We start from the raw sequence: 18388 nt of genomic DNA on the forward strand, positions 1-18388 counted from the left end.
GGGAGGAAAAATGCTTATCCCCAGCCCGCGCAATCGAATGTTTGAAAGCGCTTAGTTCGCGATGCTCGACAAAAGACGGAAGCCCCAGGCGGGCAAAGTCACCTCGTCGCCCGCCTTGAGGACAACGGGCTCGCGAGACTGAAATTCTTCGAACCGTCCCCCAGCCAGCCCATCGGCGAGCGATGCGGTGACCGGTTCCGGCGAGAAATTGAACAGTCCCACGACCTTGTTGCCATCTTCCTGGCGGACCCAGGCGAAGACCTGCTTCGGCTTGTCTGTCACGACCTGCTGCATCCGCGCGCCCCACTGGCCATTTTCCAAGGCCGGATTGGCTTTGCGAAATTCAATCAGCTCCCCGAGCAATTCGCCGTAATTGCAACCTGCGCCCTGGCTCCAGTCGATCGGGTCCGTCTCGAAGAATTGCAGGCGTTTGGAATTGCAGGCTTCCATGCCGTTGTGGATCAGCGGCAGGCCCTCGCCGGTGAAGGACAAGGCGGTCATGGCCTCCAGCGCCGGGCCGTAATTTTCCTGCACCGTGCCTTCCCACGCATTGCTGTCGTGGTTCTCGATATAGGTCATCCGCATGGCCTCGCGCGGCCACAGGCTCTCATTTTCGGCATAATACCCATAGAAGCTGGTGGCATCGCCCTTGCCCTGCGCCACGTTCTTCGTGGTGTTGTGCCAATCCCAGGCATAAGTGGCGTCGAAGGCGGAGTGATGGAATGCAGTTTGCTGCACTTCGCCGAGCATGAAGACAGGACGAATGGCGGTCAGCCGCTCGCGCATGGTTTCCCAAAAGTCGAGTGGGACATACCCCGCCACATCGGCGCGGTATCCATCGACGCCAAACTCGCGGACCCAATACTCCATTGCCTCGCCCACATGCTGGCGCACGCCGGGCTTTGACCAGTCGAGGTCGATGATGTCGGACCAATCCCACCACGGTGTCGGCCGAAAATCGCCGTCCCAGGTCTTTTCGTACCAGTCCGGATGCTCTGTTCGCAGCGCATTGTCCCAGGCCGTGTGATTGGCCACCAGATCGAGGATTACCTTGAAGCCTTGTCCATGCGCAGCTTCCACGAAATCCCGGAATTCTTCTTCGGTCCCGAATTCCGGATTTACGCCGTAATAATCCTGTACCGAATAAGGGCTGCCCAGCGTGCCTTTTCGGTTCTCCTGACCGATCGGATGGATCGGCATAAGCCAGAGAATGTCCACGCCAAGTTCCTTCAGCCGCGGCAGTTCTTCCTGCGCAGCACGAAAGGTGCCCTCTTCGGTGAAATGGCGCGTATTGATCTGGTAGAGGACCGCATCGCGCGACCATTCAGGATGCTCGATCGAAACTTTGCTGTGCAGTTCCCACTCAGTTGCAGCAGGCTCGTCGGCCGTGCCGCTCATCGCGAGGGCACTGCCCGCTAGCAGAGCCGCTGCGGCGGCTCCAACGAATAGCTTACGCACGGGCTTCCTCCCCTGGCACGGTCACTCGCAGCATGGCGAAGGCAGCAATCGTCCAGCTCGCCGCCGCGAACAGCATCGTCCAGATCGGATCGTCCGGGAAGAAGGCGTTCATCACGCTGCCCATCACGGTCGCCACGAGCAATTGCGGCACCACGATGAAAATATTGAACAGCCCCATGTAGATACCGAGCTTGGCCTGCGGCAGACTGCTGGCCAAGATCGCATAGGGCATCGCGAGGATAGAGGCCCAAGCAATGCCTTTGAGTATCTCGCAGACAAGCAGCAAATTGGGATCGCGCAGCACGAAATAGCCAAGGAAGCCGAGCGCACCCAGCAAGAGACAGGTCATGTGCGTGCGCGCCTTGCCGATGCGTCTCGATAGCACCGGCAACACCGTCAGCGCGGCGACTGCGGCAACCGCATTTTGCACCGTGTAGATCAGGTTCCACCAGTTCGCGCCCTCGTTATATGCGGCGGTGGTCGGATCGGGGCTGCCATAGAAATACTGTGACACGATCGGGCCGGAATATATCCACATTATAAAGAGCGATGACCAGCTGAAGAACTGGACCAGTGCGAGCTTCTTCATCGTGTCCGGCATGCCGGAAAAATCGCCGACAATGCTCGACAGCATATTGGCATGCTTGCCCTGCTTCGCCATCGAAATGCCGATAGCGCTGAGAACTCCGTAGACGGCAAGAAGGCCCCCGAGCAGGTAGATTTCTTTCTCCAGCCCGAGCGGGCTGACACTCGCTATCACGGCCAGTCCGGCAGCAATCCACAGCACGGCAGAACCGTAGGTTTTCGCGGCCAGCGCACGCACGCTCTGACCCGTTTCGACTTCCCGCTCGGCCTCGAAGGCGGCCATTTCTTCCGGGCTGTATTCCTTGGTCGAGACGACCGTCCAGCCGATCGCCAAAAACAGCGCAGCGCCTCCTGCCCAAAAGCTCCATTTGACAGTGTCGGGTATCTCGCCAGCCGGGGCGATATTGCTTACCCCGAACTGTTCCAGCAGCCACGGGAAGATTGCCGCAACCACGGCCCCCGCTCCGATAAAGGCAGTCTGAACTGCATATCCGGTCGCGTGCTGCGACTTGTCGAGCATGTCGCCGACGAATGCACGGAACGGCTCCATCGAGATGTTCAGGCTTGCATCCAATACCCACAGCAGCGCAGCAGCGAACAACAGCGGCGCACCAAAAGCCGGGGCCAGCGGCATCAATAGCAGTGAGATTGCGGCAAGGATTGCACCGGTCATGAAGTAGGGCCGGCGGCGGCCAAAACGATTCCAGGTCTTGTCCGAAAGATGGCCGATAATTGGCTGGACAATCAGGCCGGTAAGCGGCGCTGCAACCCAGAGCGCAGGAAGATCGTCGAGCGATGCGCCCACGGTCTGGAAAATCCGGCTCATGTTCGAGTTTTGCAGCACGAACCCGATCTGGATGCCAAAAAAGCCAAAGCTGATGTTGGCAAGCTGCCCCCAGCCCATCTGCGGTTTGCGCGCCTGGGTATTTGCGGCCGAAGTCGCCATACGATCAATCCTCTCCCCGGCCGGGCTGTTTTGCCCGGTCACGAAAGGATGGCTCGCACGAAGTACCATCATGCGCAAACACGTATACGAATACGTAACAGCTCAGGCTTTGGCTGTACTGCCTCTGATCACGAGTTTTCCGGGCAGCTTGTGCGGAGTGACTTCGCGGTCCGCAATCTGTGACAGAAGCGCATCTACCAGGCTTTCGCCCGCGCCCCTCACATCCTGCGTTACCGTGGTGAGCGGCGGCGTGGTCAGGCTTGCGGCGGGGATGTCGTCGAACCCCACGACGGCAATGTCGTCAGGCACCTTCTTCCCGGCATCTGCAAGAGCGCGCATCGCACCGATCGCGATCAGATCGCTGGCAGCGAAAATGGCGTCGCAATCCGCGCCGCTCTCCAGCAATTTTCGGGCCGCACAATACCCTGCCTCTTCGGTCGTTATCGCGTCGAAGCGCGGTGGGGGAGGCAATCCGGCATCTTCGGTCACTTCTCTCAGGCCAGTGAAACGTCCGAGAAACTCCGGGCAAGTCTCGTCAGCTTCGCCTAGGAATGCGATCTGCCGCTTACCAATTTCGAGCAGGTGCCTGCCGACCAGCCGCCCAGCGTCGACATTGTCGGTTCCCACGGTCGCTCCGCTGGAATCCAGGCTGACCGAACCCCATCGCGCGTAGTGAGTGCCCTGTGCGACCAGCTTTTCCAGCTTGGGCGTGTATGTCGTGTAATCTCCATAGCCGAGCAGGATCAGGCCGTCTGCCCGGTGGCTGTCCTGATACTTGACGTGCCAGTCATCTTCCATCCGCTGAAACGAAATCAGCAAGTCCAGGCCCCGGTCCGCGCAGGCCCGGGTGATCGACCCCAGCATGGCGAGAAAGAATGGATTGATCATGCTTTCATCGGGAGTGGGATCTTCGAAAAACAGCAGCGCAATCGTGTTCGATCTTTGCGAGCGCAACGAGGATGCGTTCTTGTCGACCGTGTAATTGAGGTCGCGCGCGATTTGCTGGATCTTCTGACGGGTCTGCTCGCTCACGGAGCGATCTCCGCGCAGCGCACGGCTGACGGTTGGCTGCGAAACTCCGGCAGCATAGGCAATGTCGAAACTGGTCGGACGACCAGTCGGCTTGCGTCCCATCTCTCTCCTCCAGGCCGCACCAGCAGCCATGGCCCGCGACCATAAGCCTATCCCGATAAAAGTGCCATGCCCGAGGCAGCCAGCCCGCTAGAATCATGTGACATTTGGGCACCGCGCAGATTTGGCGGACGGTTGCGTATACGTATGCTGTCTTCCGCCGCCCCCCAACCAGCACGTATCAAAACTGTCATACAGGCCGAAGAGAAGCTGCCTGTGGGGTATTTGAGCCGGACCTCGGCAAACAGGGGGCGGCCATCTGGGAGAGCAAAGTAATGGCATTTCGCAAGCATCTTGCCGGGAGCACCAGCGTTCCGGTTCTGGCCCTCGCACTCGTCGGCGGTTTTACTCCGTCCATTGCCGCTGCGCAAAGCACGCAGCCGGCGACCACGGTCCAGGAAGAAGAAGGCCAGCCGGTCGACGATGCGGACACGGACGAATCTGCGGTCATCATCGTCAGCGGCTTCCGCGAATCGCTTGCATCGTCGGTCGCGCAGAAGCGCAACAGCGACCTCATCCTTGAATCGGTCACGGCGGAAGACATCGGCAAGCTGCCCGACGATTCCATCGGCGAATCGATCGCCCGCCTCCCCGGCGTAACATCGCAGCGCCTCAATGGCCGCGCCAACGTCATCGCCATTCGCGGCCTTGGCCCGGACTTTTCGCAGACGCTTCTCAATGGGCGCGAGCAGACCTCGACCGGTGACAACCGCGCAGTCGAATTCGACCAGTATCCCTCGGAAGTCGTCAATCAGGTGCTCGTCTACAAGAGCCCCTCTGCCAGCCTCGTGGGCCAGGGCCTTGTCGGTACGATCGACATCCGCACCATCCGCCCGCTCGAGACGGGTGAAACGATCTTCGCCATCGGTGCCAAGGGTTCGTACGCGGACATCGGTGCGCTGAACGCAGGTTCGAAGGAATTCGGTTACCGCGCCAACGCAACTTACGTAGACCAGTTCGCTGACGACACGCTCGGCATCGCGCTTTCGGCTGCCTATACCGACGAGCCGTATCAGCTGCAGGAATTCAATGCCTGGGGTTATGCGGGCAGCGGCGAACCGGGCAGCCCCTTCGTCATCGGCGGCAACAAGAGCTTCGTCACTTCGACACAGCTTACTCGTCTCGGCTTTAACGGCACGCTGCAGTGGGAAGCATCGCCCACGCTGATGGTCACACTCGACGGGTTCTATTCGAATTTTGACGATGACCAGTCCAAGCGCGGCATCGAGCTTCCGCTCGGCTTTGGCGCTTTCGGCACGACCTTCGACCCCTCGACCGCAACCGTTGTCGACGGCCCATTCGGCGGCTTTGCCGAACAGGGCACCTTCGAAAACGTCGAAGGCGTAGTCCGCAACGACGTGTTCCAGCGCGAAGCAGACCTCTATTCCGGTGGCCTGAACCTCAATTATGAAGGTGACGATGGCTGGAGCGCGTTCTTCGACATCGGTTTCTCGCGCACCGATCGCAACGAGCTGAGCATCGAAAGCTATTCCGGCACCGGCTACAACGCTGGCGTCGGAGCGACCGATACCATCCAGTTCTTCTCGGACGAAAACGGCACGAGCTTCGATCCCACGCTGGATTACAGCGACCCCAACCTGATCGTCCTGACCGATCCGCTTGGCTGGGGCGGCAGCCGCATCCAGGCCGGTTACTACAACAATCGCATTATCAAGGACGAACTCTACCAGTACCGCCTCGGCGTTGCGAAGGACATCGAGAGCTTCATTTCGAAAGTCAGCTTCGGCCTGTCCTATACCGACCGTTCCAAGAGCCTGACGCCGGACGAATTCTTTGTTTCGCCCGCCAATGGCGCGACCGAAATCGCCATCCCGAGCAGCGAGCTGCTCCGTCCGACAGACCTCGGCTATCTCGGCCTCGGCCCGATCGTCAGCTACGATGTTCGCAACCTGATTGCAGATGGCACGCTGGTGCTCGACGCGAACGACAGCAACGATATCCCGGCCAAGGCTTACGGAATCACCGAAAAGCTGATGACTGCATACCTTCAGTTCGACGTGCAGCAGGACCTCGGTTCAGGGGAATTGACCGGTAACTTCGGCGTGCAAGCCGTGAACACCGAACAAAACTCGACCGGTGTCGCATTTACGAACGTTGACGGTCTTCCGGGCGACGAAAGGGTCAATCTCTCGCTCGGCGACAATTACTGGGACATCCTTCCCAGCGCCAACCTGTCGCTGCGCTTCGATAGCGGGTGGGTATTCCGCCTTGCTGCCAGCCGCCAGATCCAGCGTCCGCAGCTCGATGACCTTCGTGTCGCCATCGGTTACGGCATTGTCGAAACCAACAACGGCCAGAGCCCGACCGGCGAATATCCGTACATCTCCGGCGGCGGCGGCAACCCGGTTCTGCGTCCGTACCGGGCCAATGCCGTCGATTTCAACATCGAGAAATACTTCGCTGGCGGCGCTGGCGTGATCGCAGCCCAGCTCTTCTACAAGGATCTGGTCAGCTACATCGATGGCGACGTGCAAGTCTTCGACTACAGCACCTTCCCGCTTCCCGCAGGCAATGCGCCGGCAAGCCCGATTGGTCTGCTGTTCTCCGAAGTGAACACGGGCGGCGGCAATTTCTACGGCGCTGAGCTTTCGGCAACGGTTCCATTCGACGTTTTGACACCGGCGCTCACCGGCTTCGGCGTGACCGGCGGCCTTGGCTACACCAAGACCGAGATCGAGAACGCACAAGGCGAAATCGACCAGATTCCCGGTTACTCGAAGTGGGTCGCCAACGGCACGCTGTACTATGATCTCAACGGCTTCAGCGCCCGCGGCAGCGTTCGCTACCGTTCGGAATTCCTCGCTGACTTCACCGGCTTCGGCGGAAATATCGTTCGCCGTCTGGCCCGTGCAGAAACTATCGTCGACGCGCAGATCGGCTATGAATTCCAGCCCGGTAGCGCGCTCGAAGGCCTCTCGATCTACGTGCAGGGCCAGAACCTGACGAACCAGCCCTTTGTATCGCAATTCGACGTACCTGAACCGCGAGCGGTGATCGATTACCAGGAATACGGACGCCGGTTCCTCGCCGGGTTCACCTACAAGTTCTAGGGCTCCTCCGGCCGGGCGGGGTTTGCGAAAGCAGGCTCGCCGTCCGGCCACTCGTCTGCCGGGAAATGCTGTTCCCAAGATGGCTTTCCCGGCAGGCTCCAATAGGGTGAGCTTGTGACCGAAGAGAGTTCCTTTCGCATAGTGATCGCCGGGGGCGGTACAGCCGGCTGGATGGCCGCTGCGCTGCTTGCGCGCTTCCTGCCTTCCACGCATTCGGTCACGTTGGTCGAGAGCGCAGACATCGGCACAGTCGGTGTCGGCGAAGCGACGATTCCGCAGATCCGCTATATCAATCACGCACTCGGCCTCGACGAAGCCCAGTTTCTTCGCGAGACCAAGGGCACCTTCAAGCTGGGTATCGAGTTCAACGGCTGGCGGCGCGAGGGCGAGGCATACATGCATGCCTTCGGCCCCGTGGGGCGCGGCCATGGCCTGCTGCCGTTCCATCACTACTGGCTGCGCGCCAAGCAGCTTGGCATCGCGAAACCGCTGGCGCACTATTCGCTCAATGAAACGGCTGCGCGCTCGCTCAAGATGCGGCGCGGATCACGGACCCCGCGCTCACCGGAAATGCCATATGCCTACCACTTCGATGCCGGGCTCTACGCCGCGTTCTTGCGGCGGTATGCCGAAGGCCGCGGCGTTGTTCGCATCGAGGGCACTATCGGGAATGTCGAACAGGACAGCGCTACCGGGTCGATCACCGCCCTCACACTGGGCGAAGAACGCCGGATCGAAGGCGATTTCTTTATCGATTGCACCGGTTTCCGCGCACTCCTGATCGAACGCACGCTGAAAACCGGGTTCGATGACTGGACGGATTACCTGCCTTGCGACCGGGCGATGGCTGTCCCTTCCGACAATGGCGGCGATTTTACGCCCTACACCCGCTCGATCGCGCGAAGCGCAGGTTGGCAATGGCGCATCCCGCTCCAGCACCGCATCGGCAATGGTCTTGTCTATTCATCCGCGCACTTGTCGGACGAAGATGCTGCCGAAACACTCTTGGCTAATCTCGACGGCGCTCCGCAAGGCGATCCACGTCCGATAAGTTTCACCACCGGCAAGCGGCGCAAACACTGGAACGCCAATTGCCTCGCACTGGGCCTTGCGGCCGGGTTCATGGAACCGCTGGAATCCACCAGTATTCACTTGGTCCAAAGCGCGGTCAGTCGGTTCCTTTCGGTCCTGCCGGGCGCCGAGGCCGACCCCGCCATTCGCGATTGGTTCAACGGTCAGGCGGATTTCGAGTGGTTGCGCATCCGTGATTTTCTCGTTCTTCATTATTCGGTCAACGAACGTGAGGGAGAGCCCTTGTGGGACGCTGTTCGGCACATGAAAAAGCCGGACACTCTGGTGGCCAAGCTGGAAAACTGGCGGGCTGCCGGATTTATTCACCGCGAGCACGAGGAGCTTTTCACCGAAGTCGGGTGGTTCCAGGTGCTTGCCGGTCAGGGTTTGGAGGCGCGCTCCTACAACCCCCTCGCCGATGCGCTGAGCGAAGATGATCTGCGCAGCCTGCTCGGTAGTATCGAGGCTGCCTGCGCGGAAGAGGCGCGGCAAATGCAATCCCACAGCGAATTCCTCAACAAATTCGCAAATCTCCCTCCCCATCAGGACGCAGTCGCATGATCCGCCAGTCTCTCCCCCTCATCGCCCTAGCAATAGCTGCGTGCGCCAATGCACAGCCTGCGCCGGTCAGCACTGCGCCAACCGAGGGAACCAGCTTCCGTGAACGCCTGCCCAGCGAGGAGATCGTCTATTTCGTCCTGCCCGACCGGTTCGAGAACGGCGATCCGAGCAATGATCTGGGTAACTTCAGCGGCGGTCCGATGGAAACCGGGTTCGATCCTGCGCACAAGGGGTTTTTCCACGGGGGCGATCTGAAGGGTCTGACGGAGCGGTTGGACTATCTCGAGAACCTGGGCGTCACCGCAATCTGGTTCGCCCCGATTTTCCAGAACAAACCCGTCCAGGGCACACCTGGCAATGAAAGCGCTGGCTATCACGGATATTGGGTGACGGATTTCACGCGGCCGGACTCGCATTTTGGCTCGCGCGATGAATTCAAGGCTTTCGTCGATGCCGCCCATGCGCGCGGGATGAAAGTCTATATGGACATCATCACCAACCACACTGCCGACGTGATCCTGTATCTGGAAGGCGATGAAAGCGGCTATACCTACCGCAGCAAGGGCGACTTTCCCTATTCCCGCAAAGGCGGCGTCAACGGCGAACCAATCAATGACGGCTTCCTGGGCGATGAAGTGCGAACGGCCGAAAATTTCGCAAAGCTGACCGATCCCGCATATGCTTACACGCCGACTGTTCCCAAGGCTGAAGCCGATGTGAAGGTCCCCGCCTGGCTCAACGATCCGATCTATTACCACAACCGCGGCGACACGACCTTCAGCGGAGAAAGCAGCCGGCAGGGTGATTTCGTGGGGCTGGACGATCTGTTTACCGAACACCCCCGCGTGGTCGAGGGCATGATCGAGATCTATTCGGCCTGGATACGCGACACCGGCGTCGACGGCTTCCGCGTCGACACTGCCCGTCATGTAAACCCGGAATTCTGGCAGGCGTTCGTGCCCGCGATGCTGGAGACTGCGCGCGAAAACGGCATTCCGAACTTTCATATCTTCGGCGAAGTTTACCGCGACAATCACGACAATGGCTACATCGCACAGTACACGCGGCGCGACGGTTTTCCTGCCGTGCTCGACTTTGCATTCCAGCAGGCCATCCGCGAAACAGTGAGCCAGAAAAAGGGCACTTACATTCTCAACGAATTGTTCGATGGCGATGTCCTTTACGAAGGCGGCGAAGAAGCGGCGCTTACAATGCCGACCTTCCTTGGCAATCACGACATGGGGCGCTTCACGACCATCCTGCGGTGGGACAATGAGGAAATCTCCAGCGCCGAAATGCTCGCCCGCACGAAGCTGGCGCACGCTATGCTCCTGGCGCTGCGCGGATCGCCCGTCGTCTATTACGGTTCCGAGCAAGGGTTCGTGGGCGATGGAAACGATCAGGCCGCTCGCGAGGACATGTTTCCCAGCCTCACCGACAGCTATAATGACAACCAGCTGATCGGTACCGATGCCACCACAGCGGACAGCAATTTTGACGAAAGCCATCCGCTGTTCCGACTAATCGCCGAACTTTCGGCAGTCCGCCGTGCGCACCCTGCACTGCTTCGTGGACGCCAGATAGTGCGGCATTATGGCCAGGAACCGGGCGTGTTTGCAGTGAGCCGTTTCGATCCGGAGAATGGCGGCGAATATCTCGCGGTTTTCAACACAAGCGATGCGGCGCAAACGGCCAATGTAACGCTTGGCTATGACGCTCGCAGCTTTGAAGCGCTTGCCGGCTCCTGCCCAGCAGCAGTTTCCGCTCCCGGCAGTGCCGCGTTCTCGCTTCCCGCCTTTGGCTGGGCGATTTGCCGCGTTTCGGAGACTGCCGAATGAGCGGGGTGCTGCCTTGGTGGAAGGGTGCGGTAATCTATCAGATCTATCCGCGCAGCTTCATGGATTCCAACGGGGACGGTATCGGCGATCTCCCGGGCATCACCCAGCGCCTGCCGCACATTGCCGACCTGGGTGCGGATGCGATCTGGATATCTCCCTTCTTCAAATCCCCCATGAAGGATTTCGGCTACGACGTAGCTGATTACTGCGATGTCGATCCGATTTTCGGTACGCTGGCGGATTTCGATAAAGTCGTCGCCCGGTCGCACGAGCTTGGGCTCAAGGTCCTGATCGACCAAGTCTATTCGCACACCTCCGACGAGCATAAATGGTTTACCGAAAGCCGTTCCAGCCGCCACAACGACAAGGCTGACTGGTATGTCTGGGCCGATGCCAAGCCCGACGGCTCTCCGCCTTCGAACTGGCAATCCGTTTTCGGTGGTCCTGCGTGGACGTGGGATGCCAGGCGGGGGCAGTATTACCTGCACAATTTCCTCAGCAGCCAGCCGCAGCTAAACCTGCACAATGCCGATGCACAGCAGGCGGTGCTCGAAGTGATGCGTTTCTGGCTGGAACGCGGTGTCGACGGATTCCGGATCGATGCGCTCAATTTTGCGATGCATGACCCACAGCTGCGCGACAATCCGCCCGCCCCTGCCACGAATAAGCCGCGCACGCGCCCGTTCGATTTCCAGCTCAAGACCTACAACCAGAGCCATCCGGATATCCCGGCGTTCATCGAACGAATTCGCAATCTGACCGACGAATACGACGGTATCTTCACCGTTGCCGAAGTCGGCGGCGATGATGCCGTGCGCGAAATGAGGGCCTTTACCCAAGGCGAAACCCATCTCAATTCGGCTTACGGGTTCAACTTCCTTTATGCTGACGCCTTGACGCCCACCCTTGTCTGCTCGGCCTTGGCCGAATGGCCGGACGAGCAGGGACTGGGCTGGCCGAGCTGGGCGTTTGAAAACCACGACGCGCCGCGCGCGCTGAGTCGCTGGTGCAAGCCGGAAGACCGCGAGGCTTTTGCCCGGCTCAAGACGCTCCTGCTGATGAGCCTGCGGGGCAACGCCATCCTTTATTATGGAGAGGAGCTCGGCCTTATGCAGGTCGATATCCCGTTCGACCAGCTCCACGATCCCGAAGCGATTGCGAACTGGCCGCTCACCCTTAGCCGCGATGGTGCGCGTACACCGATGCCTTGGGACGAAAGCGACTGCGCCGGTTTTGGCAGCGAGACCCCTTGGCTGCCCATCGGAGATCACAACCGCGATCTGGCGGTCGAGTTGCAGCGAGCATCGGCGTCATCCCTGCTCGCCTCCACCAAGACTGCGATTGCGCTGCGCAAGACGAACCCTGCCCTGCACCACGGCCGTATCGCGGACTGCACGCATGACGGCGATTTGCTGGAATTAACGCGGGAGGCAGATGGGCAACTGCTGCGTTGCCGGTTTAATCTGGGCAGCGACCAGATCGACTGTTCCGACTGCGAAGGCGAAGTACGGCTCGCGATCAACGGTGCCAGCACGACATCCCTGCCCCCCTACTCAGCCATCATTCTGGAGCTTGAAGCTTGATCCGCCATATCGTCCTGATGCTCACTGCGAGCCTGCTTCCGATTACCGCCGCGCAGGCGGAAACTGTCACCTCGCCAGATGGCCGCATCAGCGTCACTCTCGATGCTGATGGAGAAGGCATTCCCTATTACGAAGTGGCCCGAGACGGTGTGCCGGTGATTGCCAAATCCAATCTCGGCTTCACGTTCACCGATGCTGATCCCATGCGCCGCAATTTCGAAGTGGTCGCGTTCCGCGAGGAAAGCCATGCAAGCACCTGGGAACAGCCTTGGGGCGAGCGTCAGTGGGTGCAGGACATTCACAACGAACTGGCCATCACCTTCCGCCAGAAGGATGACGACGCGCGTGAAATCCTCGTCAGAATGCGTGTCTTCGACGACGGGCTCGGCTTCCGCATGGAATTTCCGGAGACCGGGCTCCAGCCTACCTACCGCATTTCCGAAGAGCTGACCGAGTTCAACATCGCGGCGGACGGCACTGCCTGGTCCATCCCTGCAGGTGACTGGAACCGGTACGAATACCTCTATGCCGAAACACCGGTCAGCGCCCTTTCGACGGTCCATACGCCAGTGACGATGGTACTGGACAACGGGCTGCACCTGTCATTCCATGAAGCGGCGCTAGTCGATTATTCGGGCATGTGGATGAGGCGCATGGACGGCACACGTTTCCGCGCGCAACTGGCTCCTTCTCCGCGAGGGCCCAAGGTCATCCGCGACGGCGCATTCACCACCCCATGGCGCACCATCCAGATTGCGGGCGGTCCGAAGGGACTCTTCGAAAGCAATATCATCCTGAACCTCAACGAGCCGAACAAGCTGGGCGACGTAAGTTGGTTCACCCCGCACAAATACATCGGCATCTGGTGGGAGATGCATCTTGAAGACAGCAGCTGGGCCAGCGGCGAAAAGCACGGTGCGACCACTGAAAATGCCAAGCGCCACATCGACTTCGCGGCGCAGCATGGCTTTCGAGGCGTCCTGATCGAAGGGTGGAACCTGGGCTGGGACGGAATGTGGTTCGGGAACGGGCGCGATTTCGACTTCACCACCGCCTACCCTGATTTCGATATCGCCGAAGTTGCGCGCTATGCTGCAGACAATGGCGTGAAGATCATCGGTCACCACGAAACCGGCGGCAACATCAAGGTCTACGAAGAACAGCTCGAAGATGCGATGGCCTTCTATGAAAGCCTCGGGATCGATGCTGTAAAAAGCGGCTATGTCGCAGATGCAGGAGGCATCATCGCTCCCGCAGGCGAAGGCGGCCAGGGCGAAACTTTCGTATGGCATGACGGCCAGGAGATGGTCCGCCATCATCTGAAGGTCGTGCGAGAAGCTGCCGCGCATAAAATCGCCGTGAACCCGCACGAACCGGTCAAGGATACCGGCCTGCGCCGTACTTATCCCAACTGGGTGAGCCGCGAGGGAGCACGGGGCGCGGAATACGATGCATGGTCAGTACCGAAGAACGATCCTGGACACGTTCCGGAACTCATCTTCACCCGATTGCTGTCGGGCCCGATGGACTACACTCCCGGAGTGTTCTCGCTTGAAGGTCGCGGGGCGACTGCTCCCGATTTGCCCAGCACGCTGGCCCGCCAATTGGCCTTCTATGTCGCGATCTATTCGCCCATCCAGATGGTGGCGGACTTGCCAGAAAACCTCGCGAAATATCCGCGCGCGCTCGACTTCGTGAAACGCGTTCCGGCCGATTGGGCCGAGAGCTTGCTGGTTGACGGCAAGGTCGGAGAATATGCGGTCATCGCGCGGCGCGATCGCGGCACTTTGAACTGGTACGTCGGAGCAGTAACCGATGCCGAGGAACGCCAGGCCAGCGTGCCACTGACCTTCCTCGATCCCGGCAAAAACTACCGGGCGACAATCTGGCGCGACGGTGCGACGGCGGATGGACTTGGAGCGGATCGTCATGCGATGGAGGTGGACACAATGACCGTAACATCCGTCCAAACGCTCGACCTGCGCCTTGCCCCTGCGGGCGGATTTGCGATCGAGTTCGTGCCCGAAGGGTGAAAGACAACCACCCTCCCCACGTCGTCGTTCTGGGCGGCGGCAGTGCCGGCTGGATCACCGCTTGCCTGCTCCACCAACAGTGGGCCAAGCGGGGCGGGCGCGTTACTGTGGTGGAAAGCCCGGCCATCGGCATCATCGGTGTCGGCGAAGGCTCGACACCTCAGCTCAAGGCGTTCTTCGATCACCTGGGCATCGCCGAAAGCGATTGGATGGCGGCCTGCGATGCGACCTACAAGCTCGGCATCCGCTTTTCCAGATGGAGCGAGCGCGAAGGCTGCGAGAGCTATTTCCACCCCTTTCCGGGGCCGGTCGACCTTCATAGCGAACCCGGCTTCACCCACAATTGCGCGCTGCGCCGCCGCGGCTTCGATGTACCAGCGCATCCCGATGACTGGTTTCTCGCTGCACGATTGGCCGAGGATTGCAAAAGCCCCGAGCCGAGCGCAAACTTCCCATTCCCGCAAAGCTATGGCTACCACTTCGACGCACACAAACTCGGGGCATTCCTGCGCGATTGGGCCGTGCCGCGCGGCATCGTCCATCACCAGCTGAAAGTCGAACACGCGGAAGTTGGCGACAGCGGCGATATCGCAGCGCTCATTTGCGAAAATGGGGAGCGGATTGAGGGCGATCTGTTCGTCGATTGCTCAGGCTTTGCAGCCTTGCTCGCACAGCAGAAGCTGGGTGAGAGCTTCATCCCGTTTGACGACAATCTCTTCAATGACCGCGCCGTAGTCATCCCGACGCCCCACTCCGGTCCGGTGAAACCGCAAACCGAAAGTATCGCGATGAACGCCGGTTGGCGCTGGGCCATCCCGCTGACCACGCGGGTCGGCAATGGTTACGTCTATTCTTCAAAGCATATCTCTGACGAAGAAGCCGAGACCGAGCTGAGGTCAGCGCTGGGCCCGGGCGCAGAAGAGGCTGACGCGCGGGTCTTGAAAATGAAAGTCGGGCGGCTGGAAAAAAGCTGGACGCGCAACTGCCTCGCGGCGGGACTGGCGCAAGGCTTCATTGAGCCGCTCGAGGCGACAGCGCTGCACATTGTGATCGCGACAGCGCTCGACTTTGCCAGCGCTTATGAAAGCGGCGGCTTCACGGATCAGCACAGGGCTGAGTTCAACCGCCGTATCGCCGCACGCTATGATGGGATCCGCGACTATATCGTTGCGCATTACCGGATGAACCAGCGACACGGCACACCGTACTGGCGTGAAAATGCCTCGAACCAGGCGCTGTCCGACAATCTCAAGGCAATGATGACCGCGTGGTTCACGCAAGTGCCTGTGACCGAAGCCAATGCTAGGATCTACGGCGCGAACCCGGCCTATCCCTCGATGAGCTGGCACGCACTGTTCGCTGGCTACGGGACGTTTCCTCCCGCCGCGAAGTTGCAAGCGCTGCCTACAGACGTCGAAGCCGCTGACATCGAAGGGACGCGCGCAATGCTGTCTGCCTGCGCGCGCAACTTCCCCGATTACAAACCGGTCTGAACCACCCTATCAAGGGACCGGAGTATCGTCCGTGGTTGCAACGGTTTCGCCCTGTACGATCTCACCCGACTGGAAGATCGGACCCTGGGTTGGAAGGCTGATGATCTCTTCCCCGGTCGTCTCGTCCTGCGTGGCGACAATCACGGGCTGCTGGCCCGATGCTGGCGGGATATCCACCGGCGCCTGGGTTTCTCCGGCGACTGTGACGGGCTGCGTGGCGGGCATGGAATTGACCACGGTTTCGCCCGGCGCAACTCTGACCGAAGGATCGAGTGGGTTGGTATATCCCTGGACCGTAGTCATGACCGTTGGCGGTCCATACTGCGAATCCCAAGCGGCAAGGTTGACACGGTACTGTTCGTAGGCCCGATAGAAGTCATCGAAGACCGCCTCGATCCTCGGCAACGAGCGCGCCGCAAACACTTCGAGATCGCCAGGCTCGGCTGTCAGAGCTTCCTGGCTTACCGCGTAGGATACGTCACAGAAATTGCCCAGCGCAGGGGGCAGCGCGAAATAGTTGTAGACCTGCGTCATGTAGGAATCCTGCACGTCGCGGTAGGCTGGGCCGTACTGCTGGCGGAATTCGCTCTGCAATGCACGATTGGTCGCCGATAGCTGACGCACGTTGCGCTTCAGGAAGGCACCGTAATTGTCGACGATCATGGTGCGTTGCGGCTCGGGACAATTAAGCGCAGCCACGTTGAGGGCCGAACGCAAATTCCAGGTCGTCTGTGCAGGTGTCAGATTGGCGTTCACCGTCTGGCGCACACCATCTGTGGCAACCGTCGGGATCGTCATGCCCATCGCTGCACCCATCGGCGGGGCCGGACGCGGCGGAATGATCACGGGCGCGGGCGGCGGCGGCGGGGGTGGCGGAGGAGGCGGAGGAGGCGGAGTTGTGCAGGCAGCAACAGCAAGAAGACCGCCGACAATCGCGGCGAGACGGATGGTAGTGTTCGAATTGCTGCTCACGGAGCGCGACCCTCCTTCAGGAAATGCGAATTCATTCTACGCGGACAGTGATTGACCGGCGATGAAGCCTTGTAAAATTCTCTAGCGCCGCGTGCGGACAAAGAAAATGCCCGAGGTGCAAGATACACCCCGGGCACGTTCAAACGACTCATTCCTGCGATCGGTTGCGCGCTACTCGCGGTTGCCGAGGAACTGTAGCAGGAACATGAAGAGGTTGATGAAGTCGAGATAAAGGCTGAATGCGCCCATCACGACGGCCTTGGCGGCGTATTCCGTTCCGCGAACGAACGAATATTCGTTCTTCAGGCGCTGTGTATCGTAGGCGGTAAAGCCCGCGAAAATCAGCACGCCGAGGATATTGATCACCAGACCCATCGCGCCGGACTGGAAGAAGAAGAAGTTCAGCAGCATCGCGACCATAATGCCGACGAGGCCCATGAGCAGGAAGCTGCCCCAGCCCGACAGGTTCTTCTTCGTGGTGTAGCCGAACAGGCTCAGACCGGCGAAAGCGGCAGCCGAAGCGAAGAACGCAGTGGCGATCGATTCACCGGTGTAGGTGGCGAAAATCGTCGACATCGACATGCCGAACAGCACCGCAAACGACCAGAACATGATCTGGAGCGTGGTCTTGCTGAAGCGCTGGATACCGCCAAAGCTGAGGACGAGGATAAACGCCAGCGGCGCCAGCGAGATGATCCAGCCCAGCATGGTCGGGCTGACGGCTGCGCCATAAGGCGTCTGCGTTACAGTATACGCTGCATTGAACAGCGGCGTATTGACGAACAGCAGTGCGACGATACCCGTCAGCAGCACGCCGGATGCCATCATGTTGTAGATCGACAGCATATGCTGACGGAGACCCGCGTCGAATGTCGTCTGGCGGGAAACGGCGTCGCCCGCGCGCGGCACAGACGAAGTCGCCTGGATGCGGTCGGTGTCGTTCCAATCGGACATTGTTTCTATACTCCCATGCGCAGCGCGAATTCGCACTGTGCTTCTGCAGGGAATATCGGGGTTATTTCGGCATTTTTCAAGTGAAACCGGATTGAACTTGCCTAATGGAAATCAACCATTTGCGGTGACTTGATCGGCAGCCGCGTTCAGGCTTCGCCGGCAGGGTCCACCATCGCCGCCTCAAGTGCGTCCCGCGGGCTCTTGTCGCCCCACAGGACAAACTGGAACGCCGGATAGAACCGGTCGCATTCTTCCACCGCGATTTCGACCAGAGCCTGCGCCTGCGAAAGGCTGAGCAAGCCCTCGTCGCCCAGCATGGTGCCGTTTCGATAAAGCAGCACGCCGCCGTTCGACCATACGTCGAAATGCCCCAGCCACATTTGCTCGTTGATGAGGGACAAAAGTTCCTCAGCAGCGGCGCGCTTTTCGTCCGGAACGCGGATTTCCGGCAGGCATAGCAGTTGGAGAACCTGGTCCTCCGCCCGCCAGACGCAGCGCAATTGATATGTTGTCCAGCTGCCCTGGACCTCGCCACTCATCTCTTCGTTCGACGAGCCGCAAGGCCAGCCGCGCGCCTCGAACAATGCCATCAGCATGTCGAGCGGAGCAGAGTCTTCCTCTGCCTCGAAACGACTTTCTTCGGTTTTCATTGCGGCGATCCCGTGGCTCTCATGCAGGCCTTGTGCAGCCCC

The 18388-nt window shown here is 60.0% G+C and carries 12 protein-coding genes; 6 read left to right on the forward strand and 6 right to left on the reverse strand.

All coding sequences use genetic code 11. The annotated features are described in order from the left end of the window. Positions 1-51 precede the first annotated feature (51 nt). From K3166_RS08925 to K3166_RS08935, 3 genes are all read right to left on the reverse strand, one after another. A complete protein-coding gene (locus K3166_RS08925) occupies positions 52-1458 on the reverse strand; it encodes an alpha-amylase family glycosyl hydrolase (protein ID WP_221421915.1) in 1407 nt (468 codons plus the stop codon). Then, positions 1451-2989 (reverse strand): MFS transporter, encoded by a 1539-nt coding sequence (locus K3166_RS08930; protein WP_221421916.1) that lies wholly within the window; start codon positions 2987-2989, stop codon positions 1451-1453. The genes K3166_RS08925 and K3166_RS08930 overlap by 8 nt, the downstream gene beginning before the upstream one ends. 102 nt (positions 2990-3091) lie before the next feature. Then, on the reverse strand, positions 3092-4123 hold the full coding sequence (locus K3166_RS08935; protein WP_221421917.1) for a LacI family DNA-binding transcriptional regulator: 1032 nt from the start codon (positions 4121-4123) through the stop codon (positions 3092-3094). A gap of 272 nt (positions 4124-4395) precedes the next feature. Here K3166_RS08935 and K3166_RS08940 point away from each other — a divergent pair, with 272 nt between their 5' ends. The 6 genes from K3166_RS08940 to K3166_RS08965 all read left to right on the forward strand — a co-directional run bounded on the left by K3166_RS08940 (position 4396) and on the right by K3166_RS08965 (position 15770). Next, complete coding sequence (locus tag K3166_RS08940; protein WP_221421918.1) at positions 4396-7191, forward strand: TonB-dependent receptor; 2796 nt, start codon at positions 4396-4398, stop codon at positions 7189-7191. A 114-nt stretch (positions 7192-7305) separates the two neighbouring features. Continuing rightward, positions 7306-8823 (forward strand): tryptophan halogenase family protein, encoded by a 1518-nt coding sequence (locus K3166_RS08945; RefSeq protein ID WP_282098797.1) that lies wholly within the window; start codon positions 7306-7308, stop codon positions 8821-8823. Continuing rightward, entirely contained in the window at positions 8820-10661 is a 1842-nt protein-coding gene (locus K3166_RS08950; RefSeq protein ID WP_221421919.1) for an alpha-amylase family glycosyl hydrolase, read from the forward strand. The genes K3166_RS08945 and K3166_RS08950 overlap by 4 nt, the downstream gene beginning before the upstream one ends. After that, positions 10658-12244 carry an alpha-amylase family glycosyl hydrolase gene (locus K3166_RS08955; protein ID WP_221421920.1) on the forward strand — a complete coding sequence of 529 codons (1587 nt, stop codon included), beginning with the start codon at positions 10658-10660 and terminating at the stop codon, positions 12242-12244. Before K3166_RS08950 ends, K3166_RS08955 begins: the two co-directional genes overlap by 4 nt. Continuing rightward, complete coding sequence (locus tag K3166_RS08960) at positions 12241-14277, forward strand: glycoside hydrolase family 97 protein (RefSeq protein ID WP_247714589.1); 2037 nt, start codon at positions 12241-12243, stop codon at positions 14275-14277. Before K3166_RS08955 ends, K3166_RS08960 begins: the two co-directional genes overlap by 4 nt. Continuing rightward, a complete protein-coding gene (locus K3166_RS08965; RefSeq protein WP_221421921.1) occupies positions 14274-15770 on the forward strand; it encodes a tryptophan halogenase family protein in 1497 nt (498 codons plus the stop codon). The genes K3166_RS08960 and K3166_RS08965 overlap by 4 nt, the downstream gene beginning before the upstream one ends. A 9-nt stretch (positions 15771-15779) precedes the next feature. On the opposite strand, the gene K3166_RS08970 is transcribed toward K3166_RS08965, so the two are convergent. The 3 genes from K3166_RS08970 to K3166_RS08980 form a co-directional block, all read right to left on the reverse strand. Further along, the gene (locus K3166_RS08970) at positions 15780-16742 is read right to left on the reverse strand and encodes a hypothetical protein (protein WP_221421922.1); all 963 of its coding nucleotides are present in this window, start codon (positions 16740-16742) and stop codon (positions 15780-15782) included. Positions 16743-16913: 171 nt separating this feature from the next. Then, positions 16914-17696 (reverse strand): Bax inhibitor-1/YccA family protein, encoded by a 783-nt coding sequence (locus K3166_RS08975; RefSeq protein WP_221421923.1) that lies wholly within the window; start codon positions 17694-17696, stop codon positions 16914-16916. 146 nt (positions 17697-17842) lie between these two features. Further along, complete coding sequence (locus tag K3166_RS08980; protein ID WP_221421924.1) at positions 17843-18346, reverse strand: type III secretion system chaperone family protein; 504 nt, start codon at positions 18344-18346, stop codon at positions 17843-17845. Positions 18347-18388: the final 42 nt, after the last annotated feature.

Source organism: Qipengyuania psychrotolerans (assembly GCF_019711355.1).
In the GTDB taxonomy this organism is placed as follows: Bacteria; Pseudomonadota; Alphaproteobacteria; order Sphingomonadales; family Sphingomonadaceae; genus Qipengyuania; species Qipengyuania psychrotolerans.

Bases quoted from the DNA above. Each gene is read 5' to 3' on its own strand.
- K3166_RS08930 (WP_221421916.1), bottom strand. From the start codon at position 2,989: ATGGCGACTTCGGCCGCAAATACCCAGGCGCGCAAACCGCAGATGGGC.
- K3166_RS08935 (WP_221421917.1), bottom strand. From the start codon at position 4,123: ATGGGACGCAAGCCGACTGGTCGTCCGACCAGTTTCGACATTGCCTAT.
- K3166_RS08940 (WP_221421918.1), top strand. From the start codon at position 4,396: ATGGCATTTCGCAAGCATCTTGCCGGGAGCACCAGCGTTCCGGTTCTG.
- K3166_RS08950 (WP_221421919.1), top strand. From the start codon at position 8,820: ATGATCCGCCAGTCTCTCCCCCTCATCGCCCTAGCAATAGCTGCGTGC.
- K3166_RS08955 (WP_221421920.1), top strand. From the start codon at position 10,658: ATGAGCGGGGTGCTGCCTTGGTGGAAGGGTGCGGTAATCTATCAGATC.
- K3166_RS08975 (WP_221421923.1), bottom strand. From the start codon at position 17,696: ATGTCCGATTGGAACGACACCGACCGCATCCAGGCGACTTCGTCTGTG.
- K3166_RS08980 (WP_221421924.1), bottom strand. From the start codon at position 18,346: ATGAAAACCGAAGAAAGTCGTTTCGAGGCAGAGGAAGACTCTGCTCCG.